Origin of the sequence: Lampropedia cohaerens (assembly GCF_001005215.1) — a bacterium.
In the GTDB taxonomy this organism is placed as follows: domain Bacteria; phylum Pseudomonadota; class Gammaproteobacteria; order Burkholderiales; family Burkholderiaceae_C; genus Lampropedia; species Lampropedia cohaerens.
In genome coordinates this window covers 54,679-69,577 of record NZ_LBNQ01000020.1, presented here as the reverse complement: position 1 = coordinate 69,577, position 14,899 = coordinate 54,679, and the positions used below count along the sequence as shown (strand labels likewise).

At 65.3% G+C, this 14,899-nt stretch carries 12 protein-coding genes; 7 read left to right on the top strand and 5 right to left on the bottom strand.

The features are described from left to right. Positions 1 to 60: 60 nt before the first annotated feature. Complete coding sequence (locus tag AAV94_RS05675) at positions 61 to 2,361, bottom strand: arginine/lysine/ornithine decarboxylase (protein WP_084824764.1); 2,301 nt, start codon at positions 2,359 to 2,361, stop codon at positions 61 to 63. Between the two features lie 246 nt (positions 2,362 to 2,607). On the opposite strand from AAV94_RS05675, the gene AAV94_RS05670 reads away from it, so the two are divergent. Beyond that, positions 2,608 to 3,420 (top strand): tyrosine-protein phosphatase, encoded by an 813-nt coding sequence (locus tag AAV94_RS05670; RefSeq protein ID WP_046741359.1) that lies wholly within the window; start codon positions 2,608 to 2,610, stop codon positions 3,418 to 3,420. On the opposite strand, the gene AAV94_RS05665 is transcribed toward AAV94_RS05670, so the two are convergent. Beyond that, a complete protein-coding gene (locus AAV94_RS05665) occupies positions 3,395 to 4,591 on the bottom strand; it encodes a sugar transporter (protein WP_046741358.1) in 1,197 nt (398 codons plus the stop codon). The two genes, AAV94_RS05670 and AAV94_RS05665, sit on opposite strands and share 26 nt — an antisense overlap. Positions 4,592 to 4,805: 214 nt before the next feature. Between AAV94_RS05665 and AAV94_RS05660 the strand changes: the two genes are divergently transcribed. The 6 genes from AAV94_RS05660 (at position 4,806) to dusA (ending at position 11,043) form a co-directional block, all read left to right on the top strand. Further along, positions 4,806 to 5,594, top strand: a complete 789-nt coding sequence (locus AAV94_RS05660) for a YggS family pyridoxal phosphate-dependent enzyme (RefSeq protein ID WP_046741431.1) — start codon at positions 4,806 to 4,808, stop codon at positions 5,592 to 5,594. 122 nt (positions 5,595 to 5,716) lie between these two features. Further along, entirely contained in the window at positions 5,717 to 6,181 is a 465-nt protein-coding gene (locus AAV94_RS05655; RefSeq protein WP_046741357.1) for a PTS sugar transporter subunit IIA, read from the top strand. Then, positions 6,150 to 6,419 carry an HPr family phosphocarrier protein gene (locus tag AAV94_RS05650; RefSeq protein WP_046741356.1) on the top strand — a complete coding sequence of 90 codons (270 nt, stop codon included), beginning with the start codon at positions 6,150 to 6,152 and terminating at the stop codon, positions 6,417 to 6,419. Before AAV94_RS05655 ends, AAV94_RS05650 begins: the two co-directional genes overlap by 32 nt. Positions 6,420 to 6,491: 72 nt before the next feature. Then, a complete protein-coding gene (gene ptsP, locus AAV94_RS05645) occupies positions 6,492 to 8,360 on the top strand; it encodes a phosphoenolpyruvate--protein phosphotransferase (RefSeq protein WP_046741430.1) in 1,869 nt (622 codons plus the stop codon). 45 nt (positions 8,361 to 8,405) lie between these two features. Continuing rightward, positions 8,406 to 9,923, top strand: coding sequence for a phospholipase D-like domain-containing protein (locus tag AAV94_RS05640; protein ID WP_046741355.1), 1,518 nt, complete (start codon positions 8,406 to 8,408; stop codon positions 9,921 to 9,923). A gap of 181 nt (positions 9,924 to 10,104) precedes the next feature. Next, positions 10,105 to 11,043: a tRNA dihydrouridine(20/20a) synthase DusA gene (dusA, locus tag AAV94_RS05635; protein ID WP_231731252.1), complete on the top strand. Its 939-nt coding sequence runs from the start codon at positions 10,105 to 10,107 to the stop codon at positions 11,041 to 11,043. A 76-nt stretch (positions 11,044 to 11,119) separates the two neighbouring features. Here dusA and dxs read toward each other — a convergent pair whose 3' ends face one another. From dxs to xseB, 3 genes are all read right to left on the bottom strand, one after another. Further along, complete coding sequence (gene dxs / locus AAV94_RS05630) at positions 11,120 to 13,027, bottom strand: 1-deoxy-D-xylulose-5-phosphate synthase (protein WP_046741353.1); 1,908 nt, start codon at positions 13,025 to 13,027, stop codon at positions 11,120 to 11,122. A gap of 101 nt (positions 13,028 to 13,128) precedes the next feature. Then, on the bottom strand, positions 13,129 to 14,052 hold the full coding sequence (locus AAV94_RS05625) for a polyprenyl synthetase family protein (RefSeq protein WP_046741429.1): 924 nt from the start codon (positions 14,050 to 14,052) through the stop codon (positions 13,129 to 13,131). A 235-nt stretch (positions 14,053 to 14,287) separates the two neighbouring features. After that, positions 14,288 to 14,524, bottom strand: coding sequence for an exodeoxyribonuclease VII small subunit (xseB, locus tag AAV94_RS05620; RefSeq protein WP_046741352.1), 237 nt, complete (start codon positions 14,522 to 14,524; stop codon positions 14,288 to 14,290). Between the last annotated feature and the right edge of the window lie 375 nt (positions 14,525 to 14,899).

Below are 14,899 nucleotides of genomic sequence, written 5' to 3'. Positions count from 1 at the left end.
AGCGGGCTTGGCGAAGCACGCAGGACGCTCGTTAGTCACGATGTTATGCCGCGTGCCTGTTCAGTTATATGCCACGCAGTCAGCGAAGAAGCGCTTGTTGCCGTCCGCGTCCTTTTCCACGACCAGGCCGTGGATGTCGGTCTCGAAGCCCGGCAGCTGCTTGGCAAACTCGCGTGCGAACTTGAGATAGTCAACGATCTTGCGGTTGAAGACTTCACCGGGAATCAGCAACGGGATGCCCGGCGGATAGGGCGTGACCAGCCCGACGGTTATGCGGCCTTCTAAATGGTCAATTTCCACGCGCTCGGTCTTGCGGCGGGCGATGTGCGCATAGGCGTCGGCCGGGCGCATCGCAGGCGTCAGATCGGAGAGGTAGATCTCGGTAGTCAGGCGCGCAATGTCGTGCTTGGCATAGAGCTGGTGCACGTGCTGGCACAGGTCGCGCAGGCCCATCTTCTCGTAGCGACGGTGCTGCGCCGAGAATTCCGGCATCACGCGCCAGAGTGGATGGTTCTTGTCGTAATCGTCCTTGAACTGCTGCAGCGCAGTCAGCAGCGTGTTCCAGCGCCCCTTGGTGATGCCAATGGTGAACATCACGAAGAAGCTGTAGAGACCGGTTTTCTCGACCACCACGCCGTTTTCCGCCAGGTACTTGGTGACGATCGAGGCCGGCAGGCCGGTCTTGGCGAAGTTGCCGTCCAGATCCAGCCCTGGGGTGACGATGGTGGCCTTGATGGGATCAAGCATGTTGAAGCCATCGGCCAGGTTGCCAAAGCCATGCCAGCTGCTGGACGCCTTGCGGGACCGGCTGCCGTTGCCGCGGATAATCCAGTCGGCCGAGCGCCCTACCCCTTCTTCGGCCAACTTCTCGGGGCCCCAGACCTTGAACCACCAGTCGTTCTTGCCGAACTCCTCCTCGACCTTGCGCATCGCGCGTCGAAAGTCCAGTGCCTCCAGCAGGCTTTCCTCCACCAGTGCCTCGCCACCGGGCAGCTCCATCATGGCCGCGGCCACATCGCAGCTGGCGATGATGCTGTACTGCGGGCTGGTCGAGGTGTGCATCAGATAGGCCTCGTTGAACAGCGCGATGTCCAGCGCGCGTTCCTGCGAGTCCTGCACCAGCACGTGGCTGGCCTGGCTGATGCCGGCCAGCAGCTTGTGGATGGACTGCGTGGCATAGACCACGCTCTGCTTGGGCCGCGCGCGCTTCCTGCCCATGGCATGGTAGGTACCGTAGAACGGGTTGAAGGCCGCATGCGGAAGCCAGGCCTCGTCAAAGTGCAGGTTGTCGACGTAGCCATCGAGCATCTGCTTGATGGCTTCGGTGTTGTAGAGCACCCCGTCGTAGGTTGACTGCGTCAGCGTCAGCACGCGTGGCTTGATGTCCTTGACGTTGACTTCCTTGAGCAAGTCCTTCATCAGCGGGTTGGCCTTGATCTTCTTCTGGATGTTGGCCGGCTCGAACTCGCTTTTCGGGATTGGACCGATGATGCCGTAATGGTTGCGCGTGGGCTTGAGGAATACCGGGATCGCGCCGGTCATGATGATGCTGTGCAGTACCGACTTGTGACAGTTGCGGTCGACCACGACAACATCGCCCGGCGCGACATTGTGGTGCCAGACGATCTTGTTGGAGGTGCTGGTGCCGTTGGTGACAAAAAAGCAATGGTCGGCGTTGAAGATGCGCGCGGCATTGCGCTCGCTCTCGCCGATGGCGCCGTTGTGGTCGAGCAACTGGCCCAGCTCCTCCACCGCATTGCAGACATCGGCACGCAGCATGTTCTCGCCATAGAACTGGTGGTACATCTGGCCGATCGGCGACTTGAGAAATGCCACACCGCCCGAATGTCCCGGGCAGTGCCAGGAGTAGGAACCGTCCTCGGCGTAATCGAGCAGCGCCTTGAAGAACGGTGGCTGGATCGTCTCCAGGTAATTCTTCGCCTCGCGGATGATGTGCTTGGCCACGAACTCGGGCGTGTCCTCGAACATGTGGATGAAGCCGTGCAGCTCGCGCAGGATGTCGTTGGGCAGATGGCGCGCGGTCTTGGTCTCGCCGTGGATGTAGATCGGCACCTCCTCGTTGCGCCGCCGCACCTCGCCGATGAAGTCGCGCAGGCTCTGAATAACCAGTGGCTCGCTCTCATCACTGCTGGCCAGTTCCTCGTCGTCAATGGAGAGGATGAAGGCACTGGCACGGCTTTGCTGCTGCGCAAACTGGCTCAGGTCCCCATAACTGGTCACGCCAACGACTTCGAAGCCCTCCTCCTCGATCGCATGCGCCAACGCACGGATGCCAAGGCCAGAAGTGTTCTCTGACCGGTAATCCTCATCGATGATGATGATGGGAAAGCGAAATTTCATGGGGTTGCACTCCCGGCCCTGAGGCCAACGCAATGGCAAACGAGCAACCGCCCGCGCAACAGCGAACTGGGCGGGCGGTCAAAAGTCTGCGCAGTGTAAACAAATGCCCCGGCCTGCGTATGAAAAACGCGCAATCGCCCGCTCGCCGTCGCCTGTACGACACACCGTGCAGCGGTTTGGCAATACCTACATTCTGCGACGGGCAGCTGTCATACAGATGGCACCATCCCCGGTCACAATAGTGCCATGTCCTCACCTGCCGTCGACGCCCTGCAGCGCGCGCTTGCGACCGCGCCTGGCCAACCCTCCCGACACGTGCCCCTTGAGGGTGCGAGCAATTTCCGCGATCTAGGCGGCTACCGCACCGCCGCGGGCCAGCAGGTGCGCTGGCGTACGCTGTTTCGCTCGGACCGTCTCTCGGAACTGACCGCCGCGGACCAGGCCACGCTCGCGCAGCTGGCCGTGCGCCACAGCATTGACTTTCGCGGCGCTGACGAGCAGCGCACGCACGCCTACACCATTGCCACCTTGCAGCGCATCGCCATTCCCATCGAACCGCAGGTGGTGCAGGACATGCAGGCGCTGCTTGCCGCCGGCGACGCGCTCGACGCTGCCACCGCCCACCGGCTGATGCAGCAGACCTACGTCGCCTTCGTACACGAGAACACGGCGCAATACCGGCAGTTCTTTGAAGTGCTGCTGCGCCACGAGACGCCGCTGCTGTTTCACTGCACCGCCGGCAAAGACCGCACTGGCTTTGCCGCCGCCCTCCTGCTGGAACTGCTGGGCGTGCCGCGTGCCACCATTGAGGCCGATTACCTGTTGACCAATCTGCTGTATCGCCAGCCGCAGTTGCCCGACAACCATCTGCCCGCGCCGGTGCTCGACGTGCTCTGGCGGGTCCACCCGGACTTCCTGCATACCGCCTACCGCGAGATCGAACACGCATGGGGTTCGGTACAGAACTACGCTGCCGAGGCGCTGGGGCTGAACAACGCGGCGATCACCGAACTGCGTCACCGCTATCTGGACGTCACCCCTGCAACGCCCCGGCGCTGAACCCCGCGCGATAGCGGCGCAGTGCCCACAGGCTGGCGGCCAGTGCCAGCAGCGCAAACAGCGCCCCCACCAGCCCCACGTACTGCAGCCCCACGCCATCGCCGACACGGCTGCCCAGCAACGCACCCGCACCAATTCCCACATTGAACAGGCCGGAGTACAACGCCATCGCCACATCGCTGGCGTCACTGGCCAGCCCCAGCGTGCGCGCCTGCATGGCGAGCGCAAAGCACACAAACACCGCGCCCCAGACGACGGCCAGCACCAACAGCCAAAGCGGATGCAGCGCCACCGGCCACAGCAGCAGCAGGCAGACGGTCAGTGTCCCCAGCGCTCCCATCGTGAAGGCATTCGGGTGCCTCAGCCCCAGCCAGCCAAAGACCATGCTGCCCAGCAGCCCCGCGCCCCCAAACAGCAGCAGCACAACGGTAACCATATGCGCATCCTGGCGGGCAATGCCGAGAATGAATGGCTCCAGATAGCTGTAGGCCGTGAAGTGCGCCGTCACCCCGACAATCGTCAGTCCGTAGATGCTCAGCAGCGCCGGGCGCCGCAGCAATTGCGGCAGGCTGCGCAGGTCGCCACTGTGCAGGCTGGGCAAACGTGGCAGTAGCCGCAGCAGCACCAGCAGGATCAACACCGCCGCCGCGCCAATCATGGCAAAGGTCATGCGCCAGCCCAGCTGCTCGCCGATCATGCGGCCAAATGGGATGCCCAGCACCATCGCCAGCGACGTGCCCGTCGCCAGCATGCCCAGTGCCTGCCCCTTGCGGCCAGCTGGCGCAATGCGCACCACCAACGATGCCGTGATCGACCAGAACACCGCATGCGCACAGGCAATCCCCAATCGCCCCGCGACGAGCACCGCGAAATTCGGCGCTACTGCGCATACGACGTGGCTGAGCGCGAACAGCACGAACACCCACGCCAGCAACCTGCGCCGCTCGACGGCGCGCGTGGCCAGCATCAGCGGCAGCGAGGCCAGCGCCACCAGCCAGGCGTAGATCGTCAGCATCAGGCCAACCTGTGCCACTCGCATATCGAAGGAGGCGGCAATGCCGGTGAGCAGCCCGACCGGCACGAACTCCGTGGTGTTGAAAATGAAAGCGGCGGCCGACAGGGCGAGCACGCCCAGCCAGCGCGCCTGCACGCTCAGCGAGAGGTCGTTCATGGAAAATTTAAGGGTTTACCCGAATCAGGCAGGCGCGATTCTGCACCGTTTTTCAGGCAGATGTTGGGTGAGCGCGCACGCCACCATGTCCGCCACCGCACGTCCACTGGTTCCGATTACGGATAATGGCGCAAATGCTTTGGCCCTGTCACGCTTGCGCCGGCACACGACACATCCCATGCGCAAGCCGGCAGCGCTTGCCTACAGTACAACGATGACTCCGACTACGTCCCCACACTCCCCTGCAGTCACCCTAGAGACATTGCGTGCCAACATTGCCGCCATCGAACGTCGCATCGCTGCCGCCTGCGCGCGTGCAGGACGGCCTACCGATGCAGTGCGCCTGCTGCCAGTCACCAAGACGGTGGATGAAGCCACCCTGCGCCTGGCCTATGCCGCTGGTGTGCGCCAGATGGGCGAGAACAAGGCGCAAGAGGCCTATGGCAAATGGCAGGCCATGCGCGACCTCGCGGACCTGCGCTGGTGCGTGATCGGCCATCTGCAGACCAACAAGGCCAAGCTGGTGGCGCAATGCGCCGCCGAATTCCACGCACTGGACAGCCTGCGCGTGGCCGAGGCACTGGAGCGCAGGCTGCAAGCACAGGGCCGCTCGCTGGATGTGCTGGTGCAGGTCAACACCTCCGGCGAAGCGAGCAAGTTCGGCTTGCCACCACAGGACGTGCTGCCGTTCATGCGCCAGCTGCCTGCGTTTTCCGCCTTGCGCGTGCGGGGCCTGATGACACTGGCGCTGAACGCGCCCGATCCGGCGCGCGTGCGGCAATGCTTCGTACTATTGCGGCAACTGCGCACACAGCTGCAGCAGGACCTTGCATGGGGGGCGCAGCTGCACGAGCTGTCGATGGGCATGTCCGGAGACTTCGAATGGGCCATCGAGGAAGGCGCCACCATCGTGCGCATCGGCCAGGCGATCTTCGGCGCCCGGCCCGCCCCTGCGGCAGCCACCCCGCCTGCGCAAGCAGGTGATCGTCCTAGCCCCGGCTGAGATGGCCCTGGCTGCCACAGCTGCCCCCGTGCACCAGTAATCTTCCGCAGCGGACGGACACTTTATTTGCGTATGATTGGCCGCTCACCCTGAGCCCCTGAACCTGCCTTGCCACCATCTTCATGTCCGATTGCCGCATTCTCGTTGTTGCCCACGCGCCGCTGGCGGCGGCACTGAAGGCATGCGCCGTGCATGTATTCGGCGCACAGGCAGACGATGTGCTGGCGCTGGATGTGCGGCCCGAGCACGACGTCACGCACTGGCTGGCGCAGGCGCCACAGCTGCTGGGCGCCAGCCAGGCGCCGCTGCTGATCCTCACGGACGTCTTCGGCGCCACCCCGTTCAACGTGGCACGCGCGCTGGCCGACTGGAGCTGCGCGCGCGGGGTGCCTGCGCAGATGCTGACCGGCGCCAACGTGCCGATGCTGCTGCGCGCCATGACCTACCGCGATGAGAGCCTGCCCGAGCTGCTCGAGCGGGCCGAATCCGGCGCCGTGCAGGGCGTCATCCACGTCTCGCCCAAGCGGGGCGTACAACAAGCCAACCGACCCGCCCATGATCCAGGCCACCACCACCATCATCAATAAGCTCGGGCTGCATGCAAGGGCATCGGCCAAGCTCACCAAGCTGGCCAGTCGCTTTCCCTGTCAGGTCTGGATGACACGCAATGGCCGGCGCATCAATGCCAAGAGCATCATGGGCGTGATGATGCTGGCCGCCGGCAAGGGCAGCGAAGTGGTCATCGAAACCGATGGCGCACAGGAGCAGGAAGCGATGGACGCACTGCTGGCACTGATTGCCGACCGTTTCGGCGAAGAGGAATAGCCGATGTCCCCGGCGTGCCGCAGCAGTCTGTGCGGCGCACCCGTGGCACCGCGCAAACCGTTGGAGACAATCATGACGAACCAACGCATCAAGGGCATTGCCGTATCCCGCGGGATTGCCATAGGCCGCGCGATGGTACTGGGCCGTGAGGCGCTGCAGGTCAAGCACTATCTGGTAGCGCCCGCACAGGTCGAGGCGGAGCTGCAGCGCCTGCAACGCGGCTTCACCCTGGCTCTGGCCGAGCTGCGCCGCATCCAGCTGCGCATCGAGGGCGATCCCGCCTCGGCGGAGCTGCACGCCCTGCTGGACGTGCACGCCATGCTGCTGGAGGACGAGGCATTGCGCGAGGGCGCCGAGGCGGTAGTGCGTGCGCGGCGCTACAACGCCGAGTGGGCGCTGCTGCACCAGCTGGGCGAGCTGGCGCGCGAGTTCGATGCGATGGACGACAGCTACCTGCGCGAACGCAAGGCCGATCTCGAACAAATCGTCGGCTGGGTCGTGCGCTGCATGCGCATGCCCACTGACAGCCCTAGCGGAAGCACACCACCGCCCGGCCCGTTGGGGCAGGCACTGTCGGCAATGCAGCCGCCGCAGACAGCGCATGCGGATGCAGGCGACGGCGCGGCGTCCCCACCGGCTCAGCCGTTCATCGTCGTCGCCCACGACCTCGGCCCGGCGGACATGCTGCACTTTCGCCTCGATGCCTTTGCCGGCTTTGTCGCCGACACCGGAGGACAAACCTCCCACACGGCCATCGTCGCGCGCAGCATGGACATTCCCGCAGTCGTCGGCACCCGCGAGGCATCGCGGCGCATCCACCAAGATGACATGCTGATCGTCTACGCCGACGTCGGACTGGTCATCGTCAATCCTGACGCGCAGACGCTGCAGGCCTACCGCCTGCTGCAGGAGGAATTGGCACAGGTGCGCCAGCGCCAGCAGTCGCTCTTGCATACTCCGTCAGTGACCCGCGACGGCCAGGCGATTGCGCTGCTGGCCAACGTCGAACTGCCCGGCGACTGCACGGCGGCACTGCGCAGCGGCGCTGCCGGCATAGGGCTGTTTCGCAGCGAGTTTCTGTTCATGGGCAGGCACGGCGCCCTGCCCGATGAGCAGGAACAGTACACCGCCTACCGCGATGCCCTGCTTGCCATGGAGGGGCTGCCGGTGACCATCCGCACCGTGGACATCGGCGCGGACAAGGCGCTTGATGGCCATGCCGTCGCACGCCACCGTCAGGAGCACTCCGCGATGGGGCTGCGCGCCATTCGCTGGAGCCTGTCCAGCCCCGAGATGTTCCGCACCCAGTTGCGCGCCCTGCTGCGCGCCGCCGAGCACGGACCGCTGTCGATTCTCTTTCCCATGCTGGCGCAGCTGAGTGAAATCCGTCTGGTGCTGCAGCTGCTGGAGCAGGCGCGCCAGCAGCTGCGCGACGCACAGGTTTCCTTCGGGCCCGTGCGCGTGGGCGCCATGATCGAGGTGCCCGCCGCCGCACTGATGATCGAGCAGTTTCTGGAGCACTTCGACTTCGTCTCCATTGGCACCAATGACCTGACGCAGTACACCCTGGCCGTCGACCGCGCCGACGAGTCGGTGGCGCACCTGTTTGACGCCACCCATCCCGCCGTGCTGCGGCTGATTGCGCAGGTCATCGCCGCAGGTCGCTCCTGCGGCAAACCCGTCTGTCTCTGCGGCGAAATGGCAGGCGATCCGCAGCTCACGGATTTGCTGCTGGGACTGGGTCTGCAGTCGTTTTCGATGCACCCCGCGCAGCTGCTGGCCGTCAAGGAGCGCGTGCTGGCCGCGGACACTGCTGCACTGCAGGACTGGGCCCAGTCCGTGCTGCAGTCGCGTGAACCACAGTCGTTGCTGGCGCAGCACCAGAGCCCGTTGCCTGCTGCGCCCATGCCGGACGCCACGGCGCCTGCGGCGACCGACTGAGCCACCTCCCATCCGACATCCTTTATTCGCGCACTCGCACCAGCCTTGTACGCCTTACCCATTTCCATCGGCCATCTCAGCCTGATCTGCCTGGGACTGCTGCTGTATGTCGTGACCAGTCGCACCCACCATGCCCGGCGCTCATCCGGCACGGCCGTGGCCTGGGTGCTGGCGCTAGTGGCCTTCCCCTACCTGAGCATTCCGCTGTACCTGATGTTCGGCACCCGCAAGGTCACCAAACTGGTACGCAGCGACCTGCCCTGCGCCGATGCCACGCCGGCCGAGCGCGTCACGCCGGCATGGGCGCGTGACGTGCTGGCAGCCGTCCACGCACCGGCGCCGGTACGCGCCGATGCGCTGCACTTCGAGGCCGATGGCCGTGTGGCGCTGCTGGGCGTACTGGAGTTCATCGAGCGCGCTGAGCGGGAGTTACAGGTCTGCACCTTCATCCTGGCCAACGACGAGATTGGCGAGCGCGTCATGGACGCGCTGATCGTCGCGGCGCACCGCGGTGTACGCGTACGCCTGCTGGTGGATGCCATTGGCAGCCTGCGGCTGCGCAAGGCCAACATCCTGCGCCTTGAGCAGAACGGGGTGTCGCTGCGCCGCTTCATGCCGATCCTGCACAACACCGTCAAGGGCCGCGCCAACCTGCGCAACCACCGCAAGTACATGGTCGCCGATGGCTACTACGCCTGGTCGGGCGGGCGCAACTTTGCGCAGGAGTATTTCCTCGACACGCCGCTGCACCCGGCCTGGCTGGACCTGTCGTTTCAGGTGACCGGACCTTTGGCCTGCCACCTTGCCGTGCAGTTCGAGGCCGACTGGAGCCAGGCCTCCGCGCCGCTGCTGTGGGGCACGCGCAAGGTGGCCAGCGAGACGCTGGCCCACAGCACCATCGACGCCTTTTCCCGACTGCAGGAGACCTGGCATCGCGTCGCCGACACCGTGCTGACCAACGTGCTGGGCCAGGGGCCGGCCGATTCCGCCCAGCCGGGGCAGGCGCTGATTGCCGCGCCCATGGCGGACCAGACCGTGCAGCTGGTCGCCTCCGGCCCCGATCATGCCGACGACACACTGTATACGCTGCTGCTGACGGCCATCTTCCAGGCGCGCTGGCGCATCGTCGTCGTCACGCCCTACTTCGTGCCCGATGAGGCATTGGCCGCCGCCCTGACGCTGGCGGCGCGACGTGGCGTGCAGGTGGACATCTACACGCCGCGCCAGTCCAACCACCGCCTTGCCGACGTCGCCCGCATGCGCGCCATGCGTGAGGTGGCGGCCGCTGGCGCGCGCATCCATGCCATTGACACGATGTGCCACGCCAAGGTTGTGCTGGTGGACGAGGCGATGGCGCTATGCGGTTCGGCCAACCTGGACACGCGCAGCCTGTTTCTCAATTACGAACTGATGGTGGCCTTCTTCAGCCCCGAAGCCATTGAGGCTCTGCACGCCTGGGTGTGCCACATCCACACCCGCACCTCGCCCTATGCCCTGCAGCCACCGAGCGTGGCGCGTGACCTGCTCGAAGGGATCGTGCGCGCCATTGCTTTCGAGCTGTGACAGGCTGAACGCAGGCGCGTGCGGTGCCTGCCACTACAATGCCGCGCGTGTGAGCGCGTCGGCGCCGATCAAAGGGCGGCATGAGCGCCCTGCATTTTCTACATTGTCCATGCCCTCGACCAATCCCCCGTCTGACAACGCATCTGCCTTGCACAATCCCTGGCGCCTGTGCGTAGCACCCATGCTTGACTGGACGGACCGGGATTGCCGCTTTCTGCACCGGCTGCTCACGCGCCATGCGCGCCTGTATACCGAGATGATCCACGTCGGCGCACTGCTGCATGGCGATGCGGCGCGCTGGTTGCAGTTCGATGCCTGCGAACACCCGGTCGCGCTGCAGCTGGGCGGCAGCGATCCGCACGATCTCGCCAGCGCGGCTCGCTTGGCTGCGCAATGGGGCTACGACGAAGTCAATCTCAATTGCGGCTGTCCCAGTGAGCGCGTGCAGCGTGGCAGCTTCGGCGCCTGTCTGATGCGCGAGCCGCAGCTGGTGGCCGATGCCATTAAAGCCATGCGCGATGCCGTGACGATCCCGGTGACGGTCAAGCACCGCATTGGACTGGACCGCGACGAGGACTATGCGCCGGTGCGCGACTTCGTCGGCCTGCTCGCGCAGGCAGGCTGTGCGGTGTTCATCGTGCACGCCCGCAATGCCTGGCTCAAGGGCCTCAGCCCCAAGGAAAACCGCGAGGTGCCGCCGCTGCGCTACGAGGTCGTGCAGCGCCTCAAGGCCGACTTTCCCCGCCTGACCATCGTCGTCAACGGTGGCATCCGCGACAGCGCCCAGGTGCATGCCCATCTGCAGCAGGTGGACGGCGTCATGGTCGGGCGTGAGGCCTATCACAATCCATGGTGGCTCTCGCGCTGGGACGCCGAGTTCTTCGGCATGCCCGACAAGGCCCTGCGTGTCGAGGACGTGGAGCGCGCCTACGTCGACTACATGGACAGGCGCTTTCGGGAAGGCGCAGCAACCATGGGCATGGCCCGGCACATGCTGGGGTTGCGCAATGGTCAACCGGGTGCGCGCCGCTGGCGGCAGTTATGGAGTGATCACCGCCACAAGCATCTGCGTCCAAGCCAGATTCTCGCCATGCACCGCGACGGCATGACGCAGAATTGAGCTGGCACACTGGTGCGGCTGGCGGCAGCAATATGCACGCGGCGACATCCGGCAGGCCGGCGCCTGCGCCTGCGCATCACTGCCCTTGGCCTACGAAGGCGCGTATGCTCGCCTCGATGCCCGGCGCATCCAGCCCCTGCAGTGCCAGCAGTTTGGCGGGATCGCCATGGGCGATGAACACATCGGGCAGTCCCAGCTGCAGCACAGGCCTGATACAACGCAGGCGCTGCAGCGCCTCCAGCACTGCGCTGCCCGCGCCACCCATGATCGCCCCCTCCTCCACGGTTACCAGCCAGTCGTGCGACTGCGCGACGCGCTCCAGCAGCGCCTCGTCCAGCGGCTTGGCCCAGCGCATGTTCACCACCGTCGCATCCAGGGCCTCAGCGGCTTCCAGCGCGGGATACAGCAGGGTCCCGAAAGCCAGGATGGCAATGCGCGGCCCGTTCGCCTCGGTGGCGCGCTGGCGTCGGATCTCGCCCTTGCCATAAGGCAGGGGGTCAAGGCTCTCCAGCGGCGCCACGCCCACACCGGCACCGCGCGGGTAGCGCACGCAGACTGGACGATCCTGAGCATAGGCGGTCGAGAGCAGCTGCCGGCATTCGCGCTCGTCAGCCGGACAGGCCATGGCCATATTGGGAACGCAGCGCACGTAGGCGATGTCGTAGGCGCCCGCGTGCGTGGCACCATCGGCACCGACCAGGCCGGCACGGTCCAGCGCAAACACCACGGGCAGGTTCTGCAGTGCCACGTCATGGATGAGCTGATCGTAGGCACGCTGCAGGAATGTGGAATAGATCGCCACCACCGGCTTGAGCCCCTCGGTGGCCAGGCCCGCGGCAAACGTCACCGCATGCTGCTCCGCGATGCCGACGTCGTAGTAACGCTTCGGAAAGCGCTGATGGAACTCCACCATGCCCGAGCCCTCGCGCATGGCCGGCGTGATGCCGACCAGGCGCTCGTCGGCATCGGCCATGTCGCAAAGCCATTGCCCAAAGACCTGCGTGAAGGTGCGCTTGGGCGGCGTGCTGGGCTTGACGATGCCAACGGCAGGATCGAACCGGGATGGGCCATGGTAGGCAATGGGGTCGGCTTCTGCCAGCTCATAGCCCTGGCCTTTCCTGGTGACGACATGCAGAAACTGCGGCCCCTCCAGATGGCGCAGATTCTCCAGCGTCGGGATGAGGGAATCCAGGTCATGCCCATCGATCGGACCGATGTAGTTGAAGCCGAACTTCTCGAACAGGGTCGCTGGTACCACCATGCCCTTGGCCTGCTGCTCGAAGCGCTTGGCCAGCTCGAACAGCGGCGGCACGGGCTTGAGCACGCTTTTGCCGACGTTCTTGGCCGCCGCATAGAACTGGCCGCTCATGAGCTGCGCCAGGTAACGGTTGAGCGCCCCCACCGGGGGGCTGATGCTCATGTCGTTGTCGTTGAGTACAACCAGCAACTTGCCCTGCTCGGCCACGCCTGCATTGTTGAGTGCCTCGAACGCCATGCCTGCGGTCATCGCGCCGTCGCCGATGACGGCGACTGACCAGCGATCTTCGCCCTTGAGCGCGGCCGCCTGCGCCATGCCCAGCGCTGCCGAGATGCTGGTGCTGGAGTGCGCCGTGCCGAACGTGTCGTATTCACTCTCACTGCGCACCGGAAAACCGGAAAGCCCGCCGAGCTGGCGCAGCGTGGCCATGCGCTCGCGCCGCCCGGTAAGAATCTTGTGCGGATAGGTCTGATGGCCGACATCCCACACCAGCCGGTCATGCGGCGTATCGAACACGTAGTGCAGCGCGACCGTCAGCTCCACCGTGCCGAGATTCGAACTCAGATGCCCCCCTGTCTTGGCCACACTCTGCAACAGAAAGCTGCGCAGTTGCGCCGCCAACGGCTTGAGCTGCTCGCGCGGCAGACGACGCAGGTCATGCGGGCTGTCGATAGTCTTGAGCAGGCCGAACGGATCATCGTGGTGCGTGCTGTCGGTAGTCGTCATGGCTGATAGGTTTGTTCATGTTCAAGCACGGCCTGGCGCTGCACCAGCACCGATGCCCGGACCGGTCGCAAGCACAGCATCGCGGAGGAGGCACGCATGGCTTAGTGCGAGCGCTGCACGACCATGTCGGCCAGGCCCCGCAAGGGCGCACATGCCGCGTGGGAAAGGCCGCTGCGCTGCAGCGCCGCGATCGCCTGGGCATGCAGCTGCTCCGCGTAGGCGCGTGCCGACGCCACTCCCACCAGGGACACGTAGGTCGGCTTGTTGTCCGCCTCATCCTTGCCGGCAGTCTTGCCCAACGTTGCCGAGTCGGTCGTCGCATCCAGAATGTCATCCACCACCTGGAAGGCCAAGCCCAGCGCTCGCCCATAGGCAGAGAGTGCATCCAGGGTTCGGGCCGCTACGGCGGGCACGCAGTGCGCCCCCATCAGGACACTGGCATGCAGCAGCGCCCCGGTCTTGAGCTCATGCATGCGCTGCAGCGCCGCCCGGTCCATGGTCCTGCCGACATGGGCCAAATCAATGGCCTGGCCACCCGCCATGCCTGTGGGGCCCGATGCACGCGCGAGCAATCCACACAGCGCGGCCTGGACCTCAGGAACTATCGTCACGTCGCTGCCCGCTGCGGGCACCAACAGCTCGAATGCCAGGGCCTGCATGGCATCGCCTGCCAGCAAAGCCGTGGCCTCGCCAAACTGCACATGGACGGTAGGCTTGCCGCGGCGCAGCACGTCATTGTCCATACATGGCATGTCGTCGTGCACGAGCGAATAGGCGTGAATAAGCTCGACCGCGCAGGCACCGCGAATGGCCGCTGCACGCCACGCCGCAGCAGGCGAGGCCTCGCCCCACGCCACTGCCTGCTGGGCAGCCAGAACCAGCATGCCACGCAGACGCTTGCCACCACCCAGAACCGCGTATCGCATCGCGGCAGCCAGCTCCGCAGGTGCGCCAGGCGCCACGAAGGCATCCAGCGCAGATTCAATGACCCGCAGTTGCAGGCGCAGCCAGTCAGCAAACAGCACCGGCGCAGCTGCCGTCTCGCCGTGCGCGAGCGCTGGGGGTTTGGATTCAGAAGACGTCAAAACGGAAACTCTTTCAAAACTGGACTCTGCCCACCCGCACCAAGCACGCGCAAAGGAGCAGTGGCTGCAAAACTTTGCGGCATTGTAGGCAGCGGGCGCCGCCCGAGCGAGGCAGTGCGAGCGAGGCTGCATGCACCCGGCCACCACGGCAGGCCGTCAACATGCCCGACCCGGCTCACGCCTTGTCCGCCTGCGGCCTGGCCACCTCCCCCTCCAGCACAAGAATCTGCTGCTCGACCGCCTGCAGGCGGCTGCGGCAAAAAGCCAGCAGGTCGGCGCCACGCTGGTAGCCCTCCAGCAGCTGCTCCAGCGGGAGACTGCCGGCCTCGATCTGGCGAATCAGCGATTCCAGCTCCTCGACGGCTTGCTCGTAGGTGGCAGGTAAGGCTGCTTTGGCTTTCTTGGCGGGCATCGTGGCGGATATCCTGAAACGGTAAGGGGAAATGCCGGCGCCCATCAGGCAAGGCTGGCATGGCCTGAGAAAAGCAGACCGCAGCGCCGGCTCGCGCGTAAACGGTCGATTCTAATGGGCGCAGCCGGGCCATGCGCGTCAGTGCAGGCGCCGTGCCGATCCGGCTCGCCGCGGACTCCGCAACGCTGTCACTGCCGACCTTTGTGACAAATCACTGGCAGGCAGCTCAACCATTTACCTTCCGCTGCCGAGCGATTTCCACCCACTGGCTAAAATGCAGCCTCGAAACGTTAGCCGGCGATGCCTTGCGCATTGAGCCGGCTTGTTGTTTTTTTCACTGCGCCATCAGCTTCGGCGACGAAACGCGCGCCCCTG

What these genes read in the sequence shown, in the direction of transcription:
- AAV94_RS05675 (WP_084824764.1), bottom strand. Translation starts at nt 2,361, where the DNA reads ATGAAATTTCGCTTTCCCATCATCATCATCGATGAGGATTACCGGTCA.
- AAV94_RS05670 (WP_046741359.1), top strand. Translation starts at nt 2,608, where the DNA reads ATGTCCTCACCTGCCGTCGACGCCCTGCAGCGCGCGCTTGCGACCGCG.
- AAV94_RS05665 (WP_046741358.1), bottom strand. Translation starts at nt 4,591, where the DNA reads ATGAACGACCTCTCGCTGAGCGTGCAGGCGCGCTGGCTGGGCGTGCTC.
- AAV94_RS05660 (WP_046741431.1), top strand. Translation starts at nt 4,806, where the DNA reads ATGACTCCGACTACGTCCCCACACTCCCCTGCAGTCACCCTAGAGACA.
- AAV94_RS05655 (WP_046741357.1), top strand. Translation starts at nt 5,717, where the DNA reads ATGTCCGATTGCCGCATTCTCGTTGTTGCCCACGCGCCGCTGGCGGCG.
- AAV94_RS05650 (WP_046741356.1), top strand. Translation starts at nt 6,150, where the DNA reads ATGATCCAGGCCACCACCACCATCATCAATAAGCTCGGGCTGCATGCA.
- ptsP (WP_046741430.1), top strand. Translation starts at nt 6,492, where the DNA reads ATGACGAACCAACGCATCAAGGGCATTGCCGTATCCCGCGGGATTGCC.
- dusA (WP_231731252.1), top strand. Translation starts at nt 10,105, where the DNA reads ATGCTTGACTGGACGGACCGGGATTGCCGCTTTCTGCACCGGCTGCTC.
- dxs (WP_046741353.1), bottom strand. Translation starts at nt 13,027, where the DNA reads ATGACGACTACCGACAGCACGCACCACGATGATCCGTTCGGCCTGCTC.
- xseB (WP_046741352.1), bottom strand. Translation starts at nt 14,524, where the DNA reads ATGCCCGCCAAGAAAGCCAAAGCAGCCTTACCTGCCACCTACGAGCAA.